Source organism: Kitasatospora sp. NPDC127060 (genome assembly GCF_042724935.1).
GTDB lineage: Bacteria > Actinomycetota > Actinomycetes > Streptomycetales > Streptomycetaceae > Kitasatospora.
Genome location: NZ_JBHXEG010000071.1, coordinates 22,865 through 43,373, shown reverse-complemented (window position 1 = coordinate 43,373; position 20,509 = coordinate 22,865). Strand labels below are relative to the sequence as shown.

Below are 20,509 nucleotides of genomic sequence, written 5' to 3'. Positions count from 1 at the left end.
GACGCACGACCGCCACCTGCGTGGTCGAACGCCGCACGGGGCCCGTCAGCAATCCGTCAGCCCTCCGTCAGCTCCTCGTCAGCGATCGGCGGGAGGCTTGCCGTCGAGGCTAATTCCTTACCGAAGGCCAGGAGTTCTCCGTGCCGGTCATTTCCGCGTCACACGAATTCGAGGTCAGTGACCTCTTCGTGAATCTTCAGCCGATCTTCGGGCACCGCCTCTTCCTGAAAGTGGAGGGATTCAACTTCGCCGGGTCCATCAAGCTGAAGGCGGCCCGGGAAATGGTCGCCCGGGCCGAGGAGTCCGGCGCGCTGCGGCCCGGTTCGACACTGGTGGAGTCCTCCTCCGGGAACATGGGCGTGGCACTGAGCGTGCTCGCCGCGGCGCGCGGCTACCGGTTCGTCTGCGTCACCGACTCCCGCTGCAACGAGGCCACCCGGCGGATCATGGAGTCCTACGGCACCGAGGTGCACGTGATCACCGAGCCGCACCCGGAGGAGGGCTTCCTCGGGGCGCGGATCCGGCACGTCCGGGCGCTGCTGGCCGAGGACGAGCGGCGGGTCTGGCTCAACCAGTACCTCAGTCCGGGCAACTGGATGGCCCACTACCGCACCACCGCGCCCGCCATCGCCCGCCAGTTCCCGGACCTCAGCGTGCTGTTCGTCGGCGCCGGCACCACCGGCACCCTGATGGGCTGCGCCCGGTACTTCCGGGAGCGGCGCCCCTCGGTGCGGGTCGTCCCGGTGGACAGCGTCGGCTCGGTCACCTTCGGCACCCCGCCGGCCCCCCGGCACATCCCGGGCCTGGGCACCAGCGTCCGCCCGCCGCTGCTGGACGACTCGCTGGTGGATCCCGCGATCCACGTCGAGGAGCGCGACACCGTGCGCACCTGCCGGGAACTGATGCGCGGGGGCTTCCTGTTCGGCGGCTCCACCGGCACCGCGGTGAGCGGGGCGGTGCGCTGGCTGGACGAGCACCACGGCGACGGCGTGGGCGGCGTGCGGACGCGGGTGACGGCCGTGACCATCGCGCCGGACCTCGGCGAGCGCTACCTGGACACCGTCTACCACGACGAATGGGTGGCCCGCTCGATCGGTCCGGAGGGCTTGCTGCCGGGCGTCGCCCGCGGCGGGATCGGCCTCGACGCCGGGTTGCACGCCGTGACGGGCTGAGCCGGGCGGACCGGGTCCGAAGGGTCACCACGGATCCGGTGGAGCGAGAGTTGCCAGAGACTTCGAAGCGGGCTGGGGCAGGGATGACGGAGCACGACGCAAGGACGACGAACCGGGGCGCGGTCCTGCCGCTCACCGCGGCGCAGGCCGAGATCTGGTTCGACGAACAGTTCGCCGCCGGGCCGCTGGCCTACAACATGGCGGACTACATCGACCTGCGCGGGCCGCTCGACCCCGAGCTGCTCGGTCGGGCCCTGGGGCAGCTGGGCCACGAGGCCGAGGCGCTGCGGGTGCAGTTCGTCGAGGAGGACGGCGGGCCCGGCCAGATCATTCGCCCGCTCGCCCAACTCCCACTGAAGCGAATGGACTTCACCGGCGACACGGAGCCGCTGGCGGCGGCCGAACGGTGGATGCGGGCGGACCACGCCGACCCGATCAAGATCAACGACTTCCCGCTGTTCCGCGGCGCGCTGATCCGGCTCGGCCCCGAACACCACCTGCTCTACCTGTGCATGCACCACATCCTCGCGGACGGCTTCAGCCGCGGGCTGCTCTACCCGAAGCTCGCCCGGCTCTACTACCGACTGGGCGCCGGGGCCGGGGCGCCGGAGCCGGAGGCCGGGGCGCCGGAGGACGGGGCGATGCCGCCCTTCCACCAGCTACTGGAGGCCGAACGCCGCTACCTCGACTCCAAGATGGTCGGCAAGGACCGCGACCACTGGACCGACCGGCTCACCTCCGAGCGGTACGGCCCGCGGCCGGAACTGGTCTCGCTCTCCGAGCAGGAGCCGGCCCCCGCCCGGGTCGCGCTGCGGGAGAGCGTCCGGCTCTCCCCGGAGACCACCACCGCGCTGAACGCCCTGGCCCAGGACGGCAAGGTCACCCTGCCGGTGCTGATGGTCGCCGCGATGGCCGCCTACACCCAGCGGGTCACCGGCGTCGCCGCGCCGCTGCTCACCCTGCCGGTCACCGGCCGGGTCGGCGCGGTCAGCCGGGCGATCCCCGGGATGCTCGCCAACTACCTGCCGCTGGCCGTCCGGATCCGGCCGGAGCTGACCCGCACCGAACTGCTGCGCGCGGCCTGGCGCGAGGTCGCCGGGGCGCTCCAGCACCAGCGCTACCGCGGTGACCGGATCCGCCGCGACATCGGCCTGCGGATCGACGACCAGCGCCCCTTCGGGCCGTTCATCAACGTGCTCGCCCAGGACCCGGAACTGGCCTTCGGCCCGGACTGCCGGGGCCTGGTGGTCAACCTCTCCACCGGCATCGTCAAGGACCTCATCCTGACCGTCCTCAACGCCGACGACGGCACGGTGGAACTGCACCTCGACGGCAATCCCGCCCTCTACACCGCCGCCGAACTCGCCACCCACCTGGCCCGGTTCGCGGCCTTCCTGGGCGCCCTCGCCACGATGCCCGGAGACCTCCCGCTCGGCCGGATCGGCCTGGGCGCGGACGGCGAGCCGCTCGGACTGCTCGGCGACTGGGACCGCACGGCCGCCCCCGACCAGGACCTGGTGGAGCGGGTGCGCGCGGTCGCGGCCGAGCGGCCCGACGCGCCGGCCGTGCGGGACGGACGTGAACGGGTCTCCTACCGCCGACTGCTGGCGCGTGCCGCCGGATCGGCCGCCCGGCTGACCGCGGCGGGCACCGGCCGGGGATCGGTTGTCGCGCTGCTCGCCGAGCCCGGCGTGCCGTTCGTCACCGGGGTGCTGGCCGTCCAGGCGGTCGGCGCCGCCTACCTCCCGCTGGACCCGGCCGCCCCCGCCGCCCGCAACGCCGCCCTGCTGGCCGACAGCGGCGCCTCCCACCTGCTGCTCGGCGCCGGCTGCACCGCGCCGGACGGCACCTCGGCCACCGTCCTGCCGCTGACCGAGCCCTCGGACGCCGACTGCACGGCCGAACTCCCCTCGCTGGGCTGTGGATCCGACCTCGCGTACGTGATGTTCACCTCCGGCTCGACCGGCCGCCCCAAGGGCGCGATGGTCCAGCGCTCCGGGATGATGAACCACCTCTGGGCCAAGGTCCACGACCTGGAGCTGGTCGCCGGCGAGGCGGTCGTCCAGAACGCTCCGCTGACCTTCGACGTCTCGGTCTGGCAGATGCTGGCGCCGCTGGTCGTCGGCGGCAGCGTCCGGGTCACCGGCACGGAGACCGCGGCCGACCCGCACGCGCTGTTCGCGCTGGTCCAGGACGAGGCCATCGCCGTCCTGGAGGTCGTCCCCTCGCTGCTGCGGGCCGCCCTGGACTCCTGGGACCTCGACGGCGACGCGCCCGAACTCCCGGAACTGCAATGGCTGGTGGTCACCGGCGAGGCGCTGCCCGCCGACCTCTGCCGCCGCTGGCACGACCGCTACCCCGACGTCCCGATGATGAACGCCTACGGCCCGACCGAGTGCTCCGACGACGTCACCCACGCCGTCATCGCGGTCGACGACGAACTCGACGCCCGGGTGCCGATCGGCGGGGCCGTCCGCAACACCCGGCTGTACGTGCTCAGTGACGAGCTCCAGCCGGTACCCGTCGGCGTGCCCGGCGAGCTGTACGTCGGCGGCGCCGGCGTCGGCCGCGGCTACCTCCACGACCCGGCCCGCACCGCCGCCACCTTCATCGCCGACCCGTTCGCCGGCCGGGGCAGCCGGATGTACCGCACCGGCGACCGTGTCGTCCAACGCCCCGACGGACAGCTGGAGTTCATCGAGCGCCGGGACCACCAGGTCAAGATCCGCGGCCGCCGGGTGGAGACCGGCGAGATCGAGGCCGTGCTCCGCGGCCTGGACACCGTCACCGACGCCGCCGTCGCCGTCCTCCCCGACGCCTCCGGCAACCCCCGGTTGGTCGGCTACCTCACCGGTCCGGGCGTCCGGCCCGACCAGGTGCGGGCCGAACTCGCCCAGCTGCTGCCCGCGTACATGATCCCGGCCTCCTGGCTGGTCCTGGACGCCCTGCCGCTCACCCCGAACGGCAAGCTCGACCGCAAGGCCCTGCCCCAACCCGACCCCACCCAGCAGGCCGAGCGCCGCGGCCCGCGCACCGAGCGCGAGCGGATCCTGTGCGAGGTCCTCGCCGAGGTGCTCGGCACCACCACCGTCGGCATCGACGAGGACTTCTTCGCCCTCGGCGGGGACAGCATCCGCTCCATCCAGGTGGTCAGCCGCGCCCGCAAGGCCGGACTGCTGTTCACCACCCGGGACATGTTCACCCACAAGACGGCTGCCGCCCTGGCCCGGATCGCGGGCGGCGGCACCGCCGACGAGCCCGCCGCGGAGGACCGCGAGGACGGCACCGGCCCGTACGACCTCACCCCGATCAGCGCCCAGTTGAGCCAGGACACCGGCAGCCTGGACGGGCCGGTGTCCTCGTACGGCCAGTACGTGGTGGTCAAGGTCCCCGTCGATCTGGACGTCGAGCGGCTGGACGCCGCCCTGCACGCCCTGGTCGACCACCACGACGCGCTGCGCACCCGGGCCACCGAGCCCTCCCCCGGACTCTGGCAGCTGGAGGTGCTGCCGACCGGAGCCCTGGCCGGCACCCGGCTGGCGACCACCGCGGAGCCCTCCGTACAGCCGGAGCAGTCCGGCCAGTCCGACCAGCCCGGCCAGCCCGGCCAGCCCGGTGGCCCCGATGTGCTCGCCTTCGCCGAGCGGCAGGCCACCGCCGCCCTCGCCCGGCTCTCGCCCGCCGACGCGGTGATGCTCCAGGCCGTCCTGATCCCCGCCGCGCCCGGTGCCGACAGCGCCCACCTGGTGCTCGGCGCCCACCATCTGGTCGTCGACGGCGTCTCCTGGCGGATCCTGCTGCCCGACCTGGCCGACGCCTGCACCGCGCTCGCCGAAGGCCGCGCCCCGGCCCCGGACCCGGTCGGCACCTCCTACCGCGCCTGGTCCCGGCTGCTCGCCGAGCAGGCCCGCACCCCGGTCCGCGGCTCCGAACTCGCCCTCTGGCAGGGCATCCTGGACGGACCGGACCCGCTGATCGGCAGCCGCCGGCTCGACCCGGCCACCGATGTGTACGGCACCCGGCGCACCCTGCGCCTGGAACTCGGCCCCGAGATCACCGGCCCGCTGCTCGCCGATGTCCCGGCGGCCTTCCACGCCGAGGTCAACGACGTGCTGCTGACCGGCCTCGCGATCGCCGTCGCCGACTGGCGCCGACGCCACGGCCACTCCGACCGCACCGGCACCCTGATCGAGCTGGAGGGCCACGGCCGCGAGCAGCTCAGCGACCGCCTGGACCTCTCCCGCACCGTCGGCTGGTTCACCGCCGCCTTCCCCGTCCGGCTCGACCCCGGCGCGCCCGACTGGGACGAACTGTGGTCCGGCGGGCCGGCGTTGGCCACCGCCCTGAAGCGGATCAAGGAACAGCTGCACGCCCTGCCCGACCGGGGCGTCGGCTACGGCCTGCTGCGCCACCTCAACCCGCACTCCGCCCGACTGCTGGCCGACCGGCCCGGGCCGCAGCTCGGCTTCAACTACATGGGCCGCTTCGACGCCCGGCGCAGCGGCCACTGGGAGCCGGCCGGCGGGGACGGCGTGGTCGGTACCGGCGCCCACCCGGACCTGCCGCTGCCGCACCTGCTGGACGTCACCCCGGCCACCGAGGACCGGCCGGACGGCCCGCACCTGGTCGCTAACTGGTCCTGGGCCGGCCGCACCGTCAGCGAGGAGACCGCCCGGGACATCGCCCGGACCTGGTTCCGCGCCCTGGAGCTGCTCGCCCGCCACCCCGGCCCCGGCGGCCACACCCCCTCCGACCTGCCGCTGGTCCGGCTCGACCAGTCCGAGATCGACGAGTACGAGGCCGAACTCCGCGCCGCCGGGAACGCGTTGACCGACGTCCTGCCGCTCACCCCGCTCCAGCAGGGCATGCTCTTCCACGCCGACCACGACGCCACGACCGAGCAGGACGTCGACGTCTACACCCTGCAGATCGTCGCCGACCTCGAGGGCGAACTCGACCCGGCCGCCCTGCGCGCCGCCGGCCAGGCCCTGCTCGACCGCCACCCCAACCTGCGCGCCGCCTTCCGTGCCCGGGCCGCCGGCGAACCCGTCCAGGTCATCCCCCGGCAGGCCCGGCTGCCCTGGCTGGCCACCGACCTGACCGAACTCCCGGAGCCCGTCCGGGCCGCCGAGCTGGCCCGGCTCACCGAGGCCGAACGCACCCGCCGCTTCGACCTCGCCGACCCGCCGCTGCTGCGCTTCGCCCTGCTCACCCACGGCGAGAACCGGCACCGCTTCGTCTGGACCAGCCACCACATCCTGGTCGACGGATGGTCGATGCCGCTGCTGGTCCGCGAACTGTTCGCGCTCAGCGCTCCCGCCTCCCCGGCCACGCCCGGCCCGGACGGCGCGCCCGTCGCCCCGGCCCCCGCCGCGCTGCCCGACCCGGCCCCCTACCGCGACTACCTCGCCTGGCTCACCGCCCAGGACCGCGAGGCCGCCCGTACGGCCTGGCGCGGGGCACTGGCCGAGCTCGACGGCCCGACCCTGGTGGTCCCCGCCGACCCGTCCCGGGTCCCCGCACTGCCCGAGTCGGTCCGCACCGAGCTGCCGCCCGAGCACACCGCCGCGCTGGCCGCCTGGGCCCGCGGCCGGGGCCTGACCCTGAACACCGTGGTCCAGGGCTGCTGGGCGCTGCTGCTCGGCCGGCTCACCGGCCGCCAGGACGTGCTGTTCGGCGCCGTCACCTCCGGCCGCCCGGCCGAGGTGCCGGAGGTCGAGGCGATGATCGGCATGTTCCTCACCACCGTGCCGGTCCGGGCCCGGCTGGACCCCGGCACCACCCTCGCCGAGCTGCTGCACGCGCTCCAGGAGCAGCAGAGCGCGCTGCTGCCGCACGAGCACCTCGGACTCGCCGCCATCCACCAGGCCGCCGGGCTCACCGGCGAGGCCTTCGACACCGTGGTGCTGTTCGAGAACTTCCCGCTGGACGAACGCCACCTGGCCGCCGGCGACGGGGGCCCCCGGGTGGTCCGCGCCGAGGCCCTGGACGCCCGGCACCACCCGCTCAGCCTGGTGGTGCACCCCGGCGAGGCGCTCAGCCTGCGCCTGGACCACCACCCGGAGCTGTTCGACCGGGCCGGGGTCGAACGGATCGCGACCGTGCTGCTGCACCTGCTGCGCACCGTCGCCGAACGGCCGGACCTGCCGCTGGCCCGGATCGACGTCACCGCCCCGACCGACCTCACCGGCACCGCCACCCCCGGCGAGCTCGGCGGACTGCTCGGCGACTGGGACCCTTCGCTCCCCGAGGAGAGCCTCGGCGTGGTCGAGCGGGTCCGGGCGGTGGCCGGGCGCACCCCGGAGGCCGTCGCGGTCACGGACGACGGCGGCGCGCTGAGCTACCGGGAGCTGGTCGAGGCGGCCGGCGGCCTCTCCGCGGCCCTGACCGGGGCCGGGGCCGGCACCGGCTCGGTGGTCGCGATGCTCGCCGAACCCGGCGCGCCGTTCATCACCGGGGTGCTCGGCGTCCTCGGTGCCGGCGCCGCCTACCTTCCGCTGGACCCGGCCGCCCCCGCCGCCCGCAACGCCGCCCTGCTGGCCGACAGCGGCGCCTCCCACCTGCTGCTCGGCGCCGGCTGCACCGCGCCGGACGGCACCTCGGCCACCGTCCTCGGCCTGGAGGGGGCGCTCACCGCCCCGACCCTGCCCGCCCCGACCCTGCCCGAGCCGGTCGGCACCGGGGCGGACCTCGCGTACGTGATGTTCACCTCCGGCTCGACCGGCCGCCCCAAGGGCGCGATGGTCCAGCGCTCCGGGATGATGAACCACCTCTGGGCCAAGGTCGGGGACCTCGACCTGGCCGCCGGCGAGGCGGTCGTCCAGAACGCTCCGCTGACCTTCGACGTCTCGGTCTGGCAGATGCTGGCGCCGCTGGTCGTGGGCGGCAGCGTCCGGGTCGCCGGGACGGAGACCGCGGCCGACCCGCACGCGCTGTTCGCGCTGGTCCAGGACGAGGGCGTGGCCGTCCTGGAGGTCGTCCCCTCGCTGCTGCGGGCCGCCCTGGACGCCTGGGACCTCGACGGCGACGCGCCCCGGCTGCCCTCGCTGCGCTGGCTGGTGGTCACCGGCGAGGCGCTGCCCGCCGACCTCTGCCGCCGCTGGCACGACCGCTACCCCGACGTCCCGCTGATGAACGCCTACGGCCCGACCGAGTGCTCCGACGACGTCACCCACGCCGTGCTGCGCGCGGGCGACCGGCCCGGCACCCGGGTGCCGATCGGCGGGGCCGTCCGCAACACCCGGCTGTACGTGCTCGGCGACGAGCTCCAGCCGGTACCCGTCGGCGTGCCCGGCGAGCTGTACGTCGGCGGCGCCGGCGTCGGCCGCGGCTACCTCCACGACCCGGCCCGCACCGCCGCCACCTTCATCGCCGACCCGTTCGCGGGCCGGGGCTGCCGGATGTACCGCACCGGTGACCTGGTCGTCCAACGCCCCGACGGGCAGCTGGAGTTCATCGAGCGCCGGGACCACCAGGTCAAGATCCGCGGCCGCCGGGTGGAGACCGGCGAGATCGAGGCCGTGCTGCGCACCCTCGACCCGGTCACCGACGCCGCCGTCACCGTCCTGCCCGACGACTCCGGCAACCCCCGGCTGGTCGGGTACCTCACCGGCCCGGGCGTCGACCCCGGGCGGATCCGCGACCGGCTGGCCGAACTGCTGCCCGGCTACATGGTCCCGGCCTCCTGGCTGGTCCTGGACACCCTGCCGCTCACCCCGAACGGCAAGCTCGACCGCAAGGCCCTGCCCCAACCCGACGCGACCGCCGACCAGCCCGCCGGCCGGGGCCCGCGCACCGAACCGGAGCGGATCCTCTGCACCATCCTCGCCGAGGTGCTGGGAACGGCCACCGTCGGCATCGACGAGGACTTCTTCACCCTCGGCGGGGACAGCATCCGCTCCATCCAGGTGGTCAGCCGCGCCCGCAAGGCCGGCCTCGCCCTCACCACCCGGGACGTCTTCACCCACAAGACCGCCGCCGCCCTGGCCCGGATCGCCGAGGAGGCCGGGGCGGAGGCCGCCGAGCCGGTCCCGGCCGAGCCCGCGGGCAGCCTGATCGAGCTCTCGGACGACGAACTGGCCGATCTGGAAATCGAGTTGAACGAGGAGCTGTCGTGACGACCGGCCTGAGAACGAGCCCATCCGGCACCCCCGCCCCGGCCGGGTCCGACACCAAGGGGAAGATCAGCGAGGTCCTGCCCCTCTCCCCGCTCCAGCAGGGCCTGCTGTTCCTCTCCTCCTACGACCGGACCGCGCCCGACCTGTACACCCTCCAGCTGGTCGCCGAACTGGACGGCCCGGGCGCGGCCGACGGCGAGCGGCTCGCCGCCCGGCTGCGCGCCGCCTCCGCCGCCCTGCTGCACCGCCACCCCAACCTGCGGGCCTGCTTCCGCCACCGCAAGAACGGCGAACCGGTGCAGGTCGTGCTCAAGGACACCGAGCCGCAGTGGGAGCTGCGGGACCTCACCCACCTGCCCGAGGCCGAGCGGGAGGCCGAGGCCCGGCGACTGACCGAGGAGGACCGGCTGCGCCGGTTCGACCTGGCCCGGCCACCGCTGATGCGGTTCACCCTGATCCGGCTCGGCGAGGGGCGCCACCGCTTCCTCTGGTCGGTGCACCACATCGTCCTGGACGGCTGGTCATTCCCGCTCGCCGTGCGGGAGCTGGGCCTGCTGGGCGACCCGGCCGGCGCCGCCGCGCTGCCCGCGCCCGCGCCGTACCGGTCCTTCCTGACCTGGCTCAACGGCCGCGACCACACCGCCGCCAGGGCCGCCTGGGCGGAGCTGCTGGGCGACCTGGACGGGCCGGTCCGGGTGCTGCCGCCGAGCGGACCATCGGCCGAACTCCCCGCCACCGCGGGGCGGTTGTTGAGCGAGCGGCACACCGCCGCGCTGTCCGGCTGGGCCCGCGGCCGGGGCCTGACCCTGAACACCGTGGTCCAGGGCTGCTGGGCGCTGCTGCTCGGCGGGCTCACCGGCCGCCAGGACGTGGTGTTCGGCTCGGTCACCTCCGGCCGCCCGGCCGAGGTGCCGGAGGTCGAGTCGATGATCGGACTGTTCGCCAACACCCTGCCGGTGCGCGCCGAACTGCGCCCGGACCGCCGGGCGAGCGAGCTGTTCGCGGCGCTGGCCGCGCAGCAGCTGGCGATGATGCCGCACGAGCACCTGCCGCTGGCCGAGGTGCAGGCCGCCTCCGGGGTGCGCGGCGAGCTGTTCGACACCGTGCTCGCCTTCCAGAGCTTCCCGATGGACGAGGCGGCGCTGTACCGGGAGTCCGGCGGCACCGTCAGCGCGGCCCGCATCCTCTCCGCCACCCACTACCCGCTGAGCCTCACGGTCTTCCCGGGCGACCGGCTGGACCTCCGACTCGGTCACCGGGCCTCGGTGTTCGGAGCGGACGAGGCCGAGCGGCTGCTCGACCGGCTGGTGGACGTCCTGGCGACGGTCGCCGAGGACCCGGACACCCTGCTCGCCCACCTCGGCGCGCCCGAAGGCGTCCCCGAAGGCGTCCCCGACGCGGCCGCCCCGCAGGGCACCCCCGCCGAGCGCACCCCGCCGGTCCGCCACACCACCGTCCCCGCGCTGTTCGCCGAACAGGCCGCCCGCACCCCGGAGGCCGTCGCGGTCACCGCGCCGGACGGCGAACTCAGCTACCGCGAACTGGACGAGCGCGCCAACCGGCTGGCCCACCTGCTGATCGCGCACGGCGCCGGCCCCGAGTCCTTCGTCGCCGTCGCGCTGCCGCGCGGCACCGACCTGGTCGTCGCCGTCCTCGCCGTGCTCAAGGCGGGCGCCGGCTACCTGCCGCTGGAGCCCGCCCACCCGGCCGAACGGACCGGCCACGCCCTGGCCGACGCCCGCCCCGCCCTGCTGCTCACCGCCACCGGCCTGCTGCCCGACACCCCCGGCCTCCCCCGGATCGACCTCGACGCCCCGCAGACCGCCGCGGCCCTCGCCGTCGCCCCGACCGACGCCCCCGCCACCTCCGTCGGCCCCGACCACCCGGCGTACGTGATCTTCACCTCCGGCTCCACCGGGCGCCCCAAGGGCGTGGTCGTCCCGCACCGCAACGTGGTCCGGCTGCTCGACGCCACCGAGCGGCGCTTCGGCTTCGGCCCGCGGGACGTCTGGACGCTGTTCCACTCGATCGCGTTCGACTTCACGGTCTGGGAGCTGTGGGGCGCCCTGCTGTACGGCGGCCGGCTGGTCGTGGTCCCGTACGACGTCTCGCGCTCCCCCGAGGCCTTCCTGGAGCTGCTCGCCGCCGAGCGGGTGACCGTCCTCAACCAGACCCCGTCCGCCTTCTACCAGCTGATCCGCGCCGACGCCGAACGCCCGCGCGAACTCGCCCTGCGCACCGTGGTGTTCGGCGGCGAGGCACTGGACCACGGCAAGCTGGCCGACTGGTACGCCCGGCACCCCGAGGACGCGCCGCGGCTGGTCAACATGTACGGCATCACCGAGACCACCGTGCACGTCACCGCGCACGAGCTGACCGCCGCGCCCACCGGGAGCGGCAGCGCGATCGGCCGCGCCGTCCCCGACCTGCGGACGTACCTGCTGGACGGCGCCCTGCGACCGGTCCCGGCCGGGGTGCCCGGCGAGCTGTACGTGGCCGGGCCGGGCCTGGCCCGCGGCTACCTCGACCGGCCCGCGCTGACCGCCGAGCGCTTCGTCGCCTGCCCGTTCGAAGGCGGCGGCGCCCGGATGTACCGCACCGGCGACCTCGGCCGGTGGCGGCCGGACGGCACCCTGGAGTACCTGGGCCGGATCGACGAGCAGGTCCAACTGCGTGGCTTCCGAATCGAGTTGGGCGAGATCGCGAGCGTCCTCGGCCGGCATCCGCTGGTCGCCGAGGCCACCGTCCTGGCCCGGGAGGACCGCCCGGGGGACCAGCGACTGGTCGCCTATGTCGTGCCGGCTGCCGCCGACCACGCCGAACCGGCCACCGGCCACGCCGAACCGGCCGCCGGCCACGCCGAACTGTCCGCCGAGCTGCGGGCGTTCGCCGCCGAACGACTGCCCGAGCACATGGTGCCCGCCGCCGTGGTCACCCTCCCCGCGCTGCCGCTGACCGGCAACGGCAAGCTCGACCGGCGCGCCCTGCCCGCCCCCGTCTACGCCACCTCCGCCCGGGCCCCGCACGGCCCAGGGGAACGACTGCTCTGCGCGATCTTCGCCGAGGTGCTCGGGCTGCCCGAGGTCGGTGCCGACGACGAGTTCTTCGCCCTCGGCGGCCACTCGCTGCTCGCCGCCCGGATCGTCAACCGGGTCCGGGCCGAACTCGGCGCCGAGCTCCAGGTCCGGGACCTCTTCGAGGCCCCCACCCCGGCCCGGCTCGCCCGGCGGCTGCCCGGCGCCGCCGGCCCGCGCCGCACCCCGCTCACCGCCGGCCCCCGCCCGGCCGTCCTCCCGCTCTCCCCCGCGCAGCAGCGGCTCTGGTTCGTCGAGCAACTGGGCGCCCCCGCCGGGCTGTACCACATCCCGCTGGCCGTCCGGCTCTCCGGCCGCCTCGACACCCCCGCCCTGGCCGCCGCCCTCCAGGACGTAGTGGCCCGGCACGAGGCGCTGCGCACCGTCTTCCCGCGCCGGAGCGCCGAGCCCACCGCCGAACAGCGGGTGCTCACGCCCGCCGAGGCCACCGTCGCCCTTCCGGTCAGCCGCAGCACCGAGGCAGACCTGCCCGCCGCACTCGCCGACGAGGCCGCCCGGAGCTTCCGGCTGGACCGCGAACTGCCGCTGCGCGCCCGGCTCTTCACCCTCGGCCCGGATCAGCACGTGCTCTCCCTGGTGCTGCACCACATCGCCGCCGACGGCTGGTCGCTCGCCCCGCTCACCCGGGACCTCACCGCCTGCTACCTGGCCCGCCGCGACGGCCGGCCCGCCGAACTGCCCCCGCTGCCCGTCCAGTACGCCGACCACACCCTCTGGCAGCAGGCACTGCTCGGCACCGAGGACGACCCGGAGAGCCGCACCTCCCGCCAACTCCACTACTGGACGGAGCGGCTGCGCGACCTCCCGGCGGAGCTGGCCCTGCCCTTCGACCACCCCCGCGGCCCCCGGACCGACCACCGCGGCGCGGCCCACCACGCCCTCGTCCCCCCGGAGCTGGCCGAACGGCTGCGCCGCACCGCCGCCGACTGGTCGCTCAGCCCCTTCATGCTGCTGCGCACCGCCCTCGCCGCGCTGCTCACCCGGCTCGGCGCGGGCACCGACATCCCGCTCGGCAGCCCGATCGCCGGCCGTACCGACGAGCAGCTCGACGACCTGGTCGGCATGTTCGTCAACACCCTGGTGCTGCGCACCGACACCTCCGGCGACCCGGCCTTCCGCGAACTCGCCGAGCGGGTGCGGGAGTCCGACCTGGCCGCGCACCAGCACCAGGAGCTTCCGTTCGAGAAGCTGGTCGAGGTGCTCAACCCGGAGCGCTCCACGGCCCGGCACCCCCTGTTCCAGGTGATGATCGGCCATCACCGCCCCGGCCCGGCCCCCGCCCCGGATCCGGAACTCACCGTCAGCGCGGAACCCGTCCCGACCGGCACGGCCAAGTGGGACCTCTTCCTCCAGGTCACCGAGGAGCCGGACGACCCGGGTTTCGGGCTCACCCTGGAGTACCGCACCGACCTCTTCGAGGCCGCCACCGCCCGGCGGATCACCGAGTGCTACCTGCGGCTGCTCGCCGCCGCCCTCGCCGCCCCCGCCACCCCGCTCTCCCGGCTGCCCCTGATCGCCCCCGAGGAACGGGCCGAACTGCTCGCCCTCGGCACCGGCCGGCTCGGCGAGACCGGGCCTCCCGGCACCGTCACCGCCCTGGTCGACCGCCGGATCGCCGCCGCCCCGCAGGCCGTCGCACTGGTCCACGCCGGACCGGACGGGCTCCGGCACACCAGCTACGCCGAACTGGACGCCCAGGCCAACCGCCTCGCCCGGCTGCTCACCGCCCACGGCGCCGGCCGCGGCGAGCTGATCGCCCTGCGCCTGGAGCGCGGCCCGGCCGTGGTGCGCACCCTGCTGGCGATCGCCCGCACCGGCGCGGCCTACCTGCCGATCGACCCCTCGTACCCCGCCGAGCGGGTCCACCACATGCTCGCGGACAGCGGCGCCCGGCTGCTGCTCACCGAGCGCTCCCTGGCCGGTCTCGACCTGCCCCCGCAGGTGCGACCGCTGGTCCTGGACGACCCGGCGACGGAGGCCGACCTGGCCGCCCGGCCGGCCGTCGCGCCCGAGGTCACCGTCCACCCCGACGACCTGCTGTACGTCATCCACACCTCGGGCTCCACCGGCCGCCCCAAGGGCGTCGCGGTCACCCACCGCGCCGCCGTCCGCCTGGTGCTTGGCCTGCCGGAGCTCGCCCCCACCGCCGAGGACACCTTCCTGTACTTCGCGCCGGTGGCCTTCGACGCCTCCACCTTCGAGATCTGGGGCCCGCTCGCCCACGGCGCCCGGCTGGCCGTCCAGCCGCCCGGCCCCGCCGATCCCGGGGCCCTGGAGGACTTCCTGGCCCGGGCCGGGGTGACGGTCGCCTTCCTCACCACCCAGCTGGTCAACACCCTGGCCGACACCCGCCCGCGCGCCCTGGCCCCGCTGCGCGCCCTGCTCACCGGCGGCGAGGCCCACTCCCGGGACCATCTGGACCGGCTGCGCGCCGCCCTGCCCGGCACCACCGTCCTCCACGTCTACGGCCCCACCGAGGCCACCACCTTCGCCACCGGCCAGGACCTCGGCCGCGCCGACGGCACCGTCCCGATCGGCCTGCCGATCGGCGACACCGGCGCGTACGTCCTGGACGAGGCGCTCGAACCGGTGCCGCGCGGCGTGGTCGGCGAGCTGTACCTGTCCGGCCCGGGCCTGGCCCGCGGCTACCTCAACCGGCCGGGAGCCACCGCCGAACGCTTCACCGCCGACCCGTACGGCCCGCCCGGCACCCGGATGTACCGCACCGGGGACCTGGTCCGCTGGGACCGGCACGGCCGGATCGAGTACGTCGGCCGGGCCGACCAGCAGGTCAAGATCCGCGGCCACCGGGTCGAACTCGGCGAGGTGGAACGCCTGCTGGCCGCCCACCCGGCCGTCGCCCGGGCCGCCGTGCTGGCCCCCGCCGACGCCGCCGGCCAGCGCCGGCTGGTCGCCTACCTGGTGCCCGCCGCGGGCCTCCCGGCGCCCGGGCCGGCCGAACTGCGGCGCCACCTGGCCCGCTCGCTGCCCGGCCACCTCGTCCCGGAGGCCTACGCCGCGCTGCCCGAGCTGCCGCTGAACGCCAACGGCAAGCTGGACGTCCGCGCCCTGCCCGCGCCGGTCGCCGCCCCCGCCTCGTCCCGCCCGCCCCGGACGGTCGCCGAACGCCTGCTCTGCGCGGCCGTCCAGGAGGTGCTGGAGCTGCCGGCCGCCGGACCGGACGACTCCTTCTTCGCCCTCGGCGGGGACAGCCTCAAGGCCATCCGGCTGGTCAACGCGACCACCCGGGCCGGCCTGCCGCTCACCCTCGGCGCGGTCTTCGAGCACCGCACCCTGGAGGCCCTGGCCGCCACCGCCGAACCCGCCTCCGGCTCCGCGACCGGCCTGGACCCGCTCGCCCCCGTCCTGCCGATCCGTCCCACCGGCAACCGCCCCCCGCTGTTCTGCGTGCACGGCGGCCTCGGCTTCGCCCTGCCCTTCGCCGCCCTCGCCGAGCACCTCGACCCCGCCCGCCCGGTGTACGGCCTCCAGGCCGACGGGCTGTCCGGCGACGGCCCGCTGCCCACCGACCTCGGCGGGGTCGCCGAGGAGTACGTGGCCCGGATCCGGGCGATCCAGCCGCACGGCCCCTACCACCTGCTCGGCTGGTCCTACGGCGGGGTGGTCGCCCACGAGATGGCCGTCCGGCTGCGCGCCGCCGGCGAACCGGTGGCCCTGCTGGCCAACCTGGACGCCTACCCCGACGACGCCCGGGGCGTCCGCCCCAGCGACGCCGAGTTCCTCGCCGACTTCTTGGCCGAAGCCGGCGCCGAGCCCGTCGACACCGGTGACTCCGCCCCGCTCACCCCCCGGAGCGTGGCCGCCCACCTCGCCCGCACCCCCGGCCCGCTGGCCGGCCTCCGGCCCGACCTGCTGGAACGCCTGCTGGCCGTCATGCGCAACAACCTCGAACTCTTCCAGCGGTTCACCCCGAACCGCCTCGACGACTGCCCGATGACCCTCTTCGTGGCCACCGGCGGCCCCCGCCGACCCACCCCGGAGGAGCGCGCCCTCAAGCTCAAGAGCTGGGCGCCGTACGTCGGTTCGGCCGTCCACGCGCACGACGTGGACGCCGGCCACCAGCAACTGCTGCGCCCCGGACCGGCCGCCGCGATCGGCGCCGTCCTCGAAGCGGCCCTCTCCGCCACCGACCACCAGTGACCCACCGAACCACCGACAGGAGCGCACCAGCATGGCGAACCCCTTCGACCGCGAAGACGGCACCTTCCTCGTCCTCGTCAACGAGGAGGGCCAGCACTCCCTCTGGCCGTCCTTCGCCGCCATCCCCTCCGGCTGGTCGGTGACGCTGGACGCCACCGACCGGGCCACCGCCGTCGCCCACATCGAGGCCAACTGGACCGATCTGCGCCCGCTCAGCCTGCAACGGCAGGGCTGAACCCGTAGGCCGCCGCCGGGGAATTCGCATTCCCCGGGGGCCGGCCCCGCCGACGCCGCCCGCCGCACCCGTGGAGCCCCCGTCCACGCGGTGCGGCGGGCGGCCGCGTTCCGTCCCCGGCCACCCTCCCCACCTGGGCTTTCAGCGGCGGCCAACCTCCGTCAGCGAAGAGTCAGTTGGACGTCATCGACCCGTCATCGGCGCTGATTAGTTTTCTGGCCGGAAGCTCATTCCGGGTGTCTGAAAAACGGAGGAAACGAGAATGACGACGGTTGCGCCGGAGCGCCTCACCCGTATCCGGGAAATCATCGCCGAGAACATCGACGTTCACACCGAGTTCTCCGACTCCGCCCTGTTCGTCGACGAGTTGGGCGCAGACTCGCTCAAGCTGATCGACGTGCTGAGCGCGCTGGAGATGGAGTACTCCATCGTCATCGACATGAACGAGCTGCCGAAGATGGTGAACGTGGAGACCACCTACCAGGTGACGGCGGCCGCGGCCGGCTGGTAGCCCACCCGCACCTCCCTCCCGTCACCCAACGCTCAAGGAGAGGTCCCATGGACTCCACCGCACAGTCACCAGCGGCCCCCCGGTCCGGCACCCCGGCCGGGCGCCGCCGGGTCGTCCTCACCGGCCTCGGGGCGATCTCCAGCATCGGCACGGGCGTCGCGGAGTACACCGAGGGGCTGCGGACCGGCCGCTCCGGCGCACGGCCGATCACCCGCTTCGACACCGAGGGCTTCGGCCAGAACACCGCCTGCGAGGTACCGGACTTCGAGCCGGAGCGCTGGATCCGCCGGGTCCCGCTCGAGGAGATGGGCCGGGCCGGACAGTTCGCCGTCGCCGCGGCCCGGATGGCGGTGGACGACGCCGGACTGACCGAGGCGGACCTCGGCGAGCGCCAGGCCGTGATCAGCGTCGGCACCACCGACGGCGAGTCCCACGACATCGGGCTGCTGGTCGAGCAGGAGCTGGCCGCCGGCCACCCGAAGGCGATCGACCCGGTGCTGTCCCGCCGGATCAACGCCGGCCGGCTGACCACGGTGATCGCCCGCGAGCTGCGGATGCCGAACGTGGAGCCGACCACCATCACCACCGCCTGCGCGGCCGGCAACTACTCGATCGGCTACGGCCTGGACGCGATCCGCTCCGGCGAGGTGGACATCGCGCTGTGCGGCGGCGCCGACGCCGTCTGCCGCAAGGCCTTCGCCCTGTTCAAGCGGTTCGGCGCGCTCACCCCGGACGTGGTCCGGCCGTTCGACCGCGACCGGCAGGGCATCCTGACCGGCGAGGGCGCCGGCATCCTGGTCCTGGAGAGCCTGGAGTCCGCGCTCGCCCGCGGCGCCCGGATCTACGCCGAGGTGCTCGGCTACGGCCTCAGCTGCGACGCCGCCCACGCCACCGCCCCCAACCGGGACGGCATCGCCCGCGGCATCCGGCTCGCCCTGGACGACGCCGGCGTCGAGCGCGACGAGATCGACTTCATCTCCGCCCACGGCACCGGCACCAAGGCCAACGACCGCACGGAGTCGGCCGCGATCCTGGACGTGTACGGCGACACCCCGCCGCGCACCGTCGCCGTGAAGTCGATGCTCGGCCACTCGATGGGCGCCGCCAGCGCGCTCGGCGCGATCGCCTGCAGCCTCGCCATCGAGCACCAGTTCATCCCGCCGACCATCAACCACCGGGAGACCGACCCGGAGTGCCCGCTGGACGTCGTCCCCAACCGGGCGGTCGACGCCGAGGTCCGGATCGTGGAGAACAACTCCAGTGCCTTCGCCGGCAACAACGCCATCCTGATCCTGGGCACGTACGGAGAGCGAGTCCGCTGATGACCACCACCACCCGCGCCCCCGAGGCCGCCGAGGCCCACCTGGCCCCCGAGACCCCGGTGATCACCGGCTGGTCCGCCGTCTCGCCGTACGGCCTGACCCGCCGGGCCTTCACGGAGGGCCTGCGCTCCGGCGCCCGGACCGCCGTCGAACCGGCCGAAGCCTACGGCCCGCTGCCCTCGCCCGAGGTCTGCCTGGTGCCCGGCTTCGACATCAAGGGCCTGCTCGGCCCGACCGGCACCGCCAAGATGGACCGGCTCACCGCCCTCACCCTGGTCGCCTCCGACGGCCTGCTGAACGACGCCGAGGGCAACCGGGTGGTGGCGACCGACGAGCGCACCGGCGTGGTCCTCGGCATCTCGATGGGCAGCCTGGAGAACGTCACCAACTTCCTGAAGCAGTCGTACACCAACGCGCTGCCCTTCCACGTGGACGCCGGCCGGATCCCCTTCGGCAGCCTCAACCACGCCGCCGGCGCCACCGCGATCCGGCACGGGCTCACCGGCCCCAACACCACCGTCGCGGGCGGCCGGGTCAGCGGACTGCTGGCGCTCAACTACGCCCGCCGGCTGCTCGGTCAGGGCCGGGCGACCAAGTACCTGGTGGGCTCGGCCGAGGAGTTCTCCGCCGCGCACGCCTGGATCGAGCACGCCGCCGTCGCCCCCGGCGACTCCTCCCCGCTGCTCGGCGAGGGCTGCGGCCTGCTGGTGGTCGAGCCGGCCGGCACCGCCCAGCACCCGCCGCTGGCCGCCGTGCTGGCGGTCGAGACCCGGGTCGACATCGACGACGACCCGGGCGCCGCGGTCACCGCCTGCGTGCGACGTGCCCTCACCCGGGCCGGCGCCGCCCCCGAGGAGGTCTGGGCCGCCGTGCCCAGCGCCGCGCCCACCGCGGCCGGCCGGGCCGAACGGGCGGCGCTGGAAGCGCTGTTGCCGGCCGAGGCGCTCACCGCGGTCCCGTCCATGGCCCTGCTCGGTGACACCAGCGCGGCCGCCGCCACCTTCCAGATCCAGGCGCTGCTCGGCGTCGCCGAGGCCGAGCCGGCCGCGGCGGGCCGGATCGCCCTGGTCACCGCCGTCGACCGGGACGGCGCGGTGGGCTGCGCGGTGCTGCGGCTGCTGAACCCCGCCCCGGCCACCACCACGAACGGAGTCCCGGCATGATCGCCCTGGTCAGCGGCGGTTCCCGGGGCATCGGCCGGGCCATCGTGCTGCGCCTCGCCCGGGACGGCTACGACGTCGCCTTCTGCTACCACTCCAACGCCGACGCCGCGGAGCGCCTGGTCAAGGAGGCCGGGGAGGCCGGCACCCGGATCACCGCCACCCGGTGCGACGTCGCCGACTCCGCCGAGGTCCGCGACTGGTTCGCCCGCACCGAGCGCGAACTCGGCCCGGTGGACGCCGCGGTCACCTCGGCCGGGATCACCAGGGACCGCCCGGTGATCCTGATGCCCGAGACCGACTGGGACCAGGTGCTGCGCACCAACCTCGACGGGGTCTACCACGTGTGCCGCGCGGCAGCCTTCGCGATGAGCAAGCGCCGCAGCGGAGCGATCGTCAATCTGTCGTCCGTGTCGGGGATTTACGGTAACGTCGGCCAGGCCAACTACGCCGCCTCGAAGGCGGGGATCATCGGCTTCACCAAGTCCCTGGCCAAGGAGTGCGGCCCGCGCGGTGTGCGCGCCAACGTGGTCGCCCCGGGTCTGATCGCCACCGACATGGTCGGCGACATGTCCGAGGCCGCGCTGGCGCGGATGCTGGGGAGCGTCGCGCTCGGCCGGGTCGGCAAGCCGGAGGAGGTGGCCGACCTGGTCTCCTTCCTGCTGTCCGACCGGGCGGCGTACATCAGCGGGTCGGTCTTCGAGATCCACGGCGGCGGCACGTTCTGATGGTCCGA

At 75.0% G+C, this 20,509-nt stretch carries 8 protein-coding genes; all 8 read left to right on the top strand.

The features are described 5' to 3' along the window. Positions 1-140 precede the first annotated feature (140 nt). The 8 genes from sbnA (at position 141) to fabG (ending at position 20,501) form a co-directional block, all read left to right on the top strand. Positions 141-1,172: a 2,3-diaminopropionate biosynthesis protein SbnA gene (sbnA, locus tag ACFWIS_RS30835; protein WP_380462198.1), complete on the top strand. Its 1,032-nt coding sequence runs from the start codon at positions 141-143 to the stop codon at positions 1,170-1,172. Between the two features lie 83 nt (positions 1,173-1,255). Further along, positions 1,256-9,289: an amino acid adenylation domain-containing protein gene (locus tag ACFWIS_RS30830; RefSeq protein WP_380524062.1), complete on the top strand. Its 8,034-nt coding sequence runs from the start codon at positions 1,256-1,258 to the stop codon at positions 9,287-9,289. Further along, a complete protein-coding gene (locus tag ACFWIS_RS30825) occupies positions 9,286-16,545 on the top strand; it encodes an amino acid adenylation domain-containing protein (protein ID WP_380462200.1) in 7,260 nt (2,419 codons plus the stop codon). The genes ACFWIS_RS30830 and ACFWIS_RS30825 overlap by 4 nt, the downstream gene beginning before the upstream one ends. A 31-nt stretch (positions 16,546-16,576) precedes the next feature. Beyond that, entirely contained in the window at positions 16,577-16,780 is a 204-nt protein-coding gene (locus ACFWIS_RS30820; protein WP_380462201.1) for an MbtH family protein, read from the top strand. Positions 16,781-17,042: 262 nt separating this feature from the next. Further along, positions 17,043-17,291: an acyl carrier protein gene (locus ACFWIS_RS30815; protein WP_380461887.1), complete on the top strand. Its 249-nt coding sequence runs from the start codon at positions 17,043-17,045 to the stop codon at positions 17,289-17,291. 47 nt (positions 17,292-17,338) lie between these two features. Next, the gene (locus ACFWIS_RS30810; RefSeq protein WP_380461886.1) at positions 17,339-18,613 is read left to right on the top strand and encodes a beta-ketoacyl-[acyl-carrier-protein] synthase family protein; all 1,275 of its coding nucleotides are present in this window, start codon (positions 17,339-17,341) and stop codon (positions 18,611-18,613) included. Next, positions 18,613-19,776, top strand: coding sequence for a beta-ketoacyl synthase N-terminal-like domain-containing protein (locus ACFWIS_RS30805; RefSeq protein ID WP_380461885.1), 1,164 nt, complete (start codon positions 18,613-18,615; stop codon positions 19,774-19,776). The genes ACFWIS_RS30810 and ACFWIS_RS30805 overlap by 1 nt, the downstream gene beginning before the upstream one ends. Next, the gene (gene fabG / locus ACFWIS_RS30800; protein ID WP_380461884.1) at positions 19,773-20,501 is read left to right on the top strand and encodes a 3-oxoacyl-ACP reductase FabG; all 729 of its coding nucleotides are present in this window, start codon (positions 19,773-19,775) and stop codon (positions 20,499-20,501) included. The genes ACFWIS_RS30805 and fabG overlap by 4 nt, the downstream gene beginning before the upstream one ends. The last annotated feature ends 8 nt before the right edge of the window (positions 20,502-20,509 follow it).

What these genes read in the sequence shown, in the direction of transcription:
- ACFWIS_RS30830 (WP_380524062.1), top strand. Translation starts at nt 1,256, where the DNA reads ATGACGGAGCACGACGCAAGGACGACGAACCGGGGCGCGGTCCTGCCG.
- ACFWIS_RS30820 (WP_380462201.1), top strand. Translation starts at nt 16,577, where the DNA reads ATGGCGAACCCCTTCGACCGCGAAGACGGCACCTTCCTCGTCCTCGTC.
- ACFWIS_RS30815 (WP_380461887.1), top strand. Translation starts at nt 17,043, where the DNA reads ATGACGACGGTTGCGCCGGAGCGCCTCACCCGTATCCGGGAAATCATC.
- ACFWIS_RS30810 (WP_380461886.1), top strand. Translation starts at nt 17,339, where the DNA reads ATGGACTCCACCGCACAGTCACCAGCGGCCCCCCGGTCCGGCACCCCG.
- ACFWIS_RS30805 (WP_380461885.1), top strand. Translation starts at nt 18,613, where the DNA reads ATGACCACCACCACCCGCGCCCCCGAGGCCGCCGAGGCCCACCTGGCC.
- fabG (WP_380461884.1), top strand. Translation starts at nt 19,773, where the DNA reads ATGATCGCCCTGGTCAGCGGCGGTTCCCGGGGCATCGGCCGGGCCATC.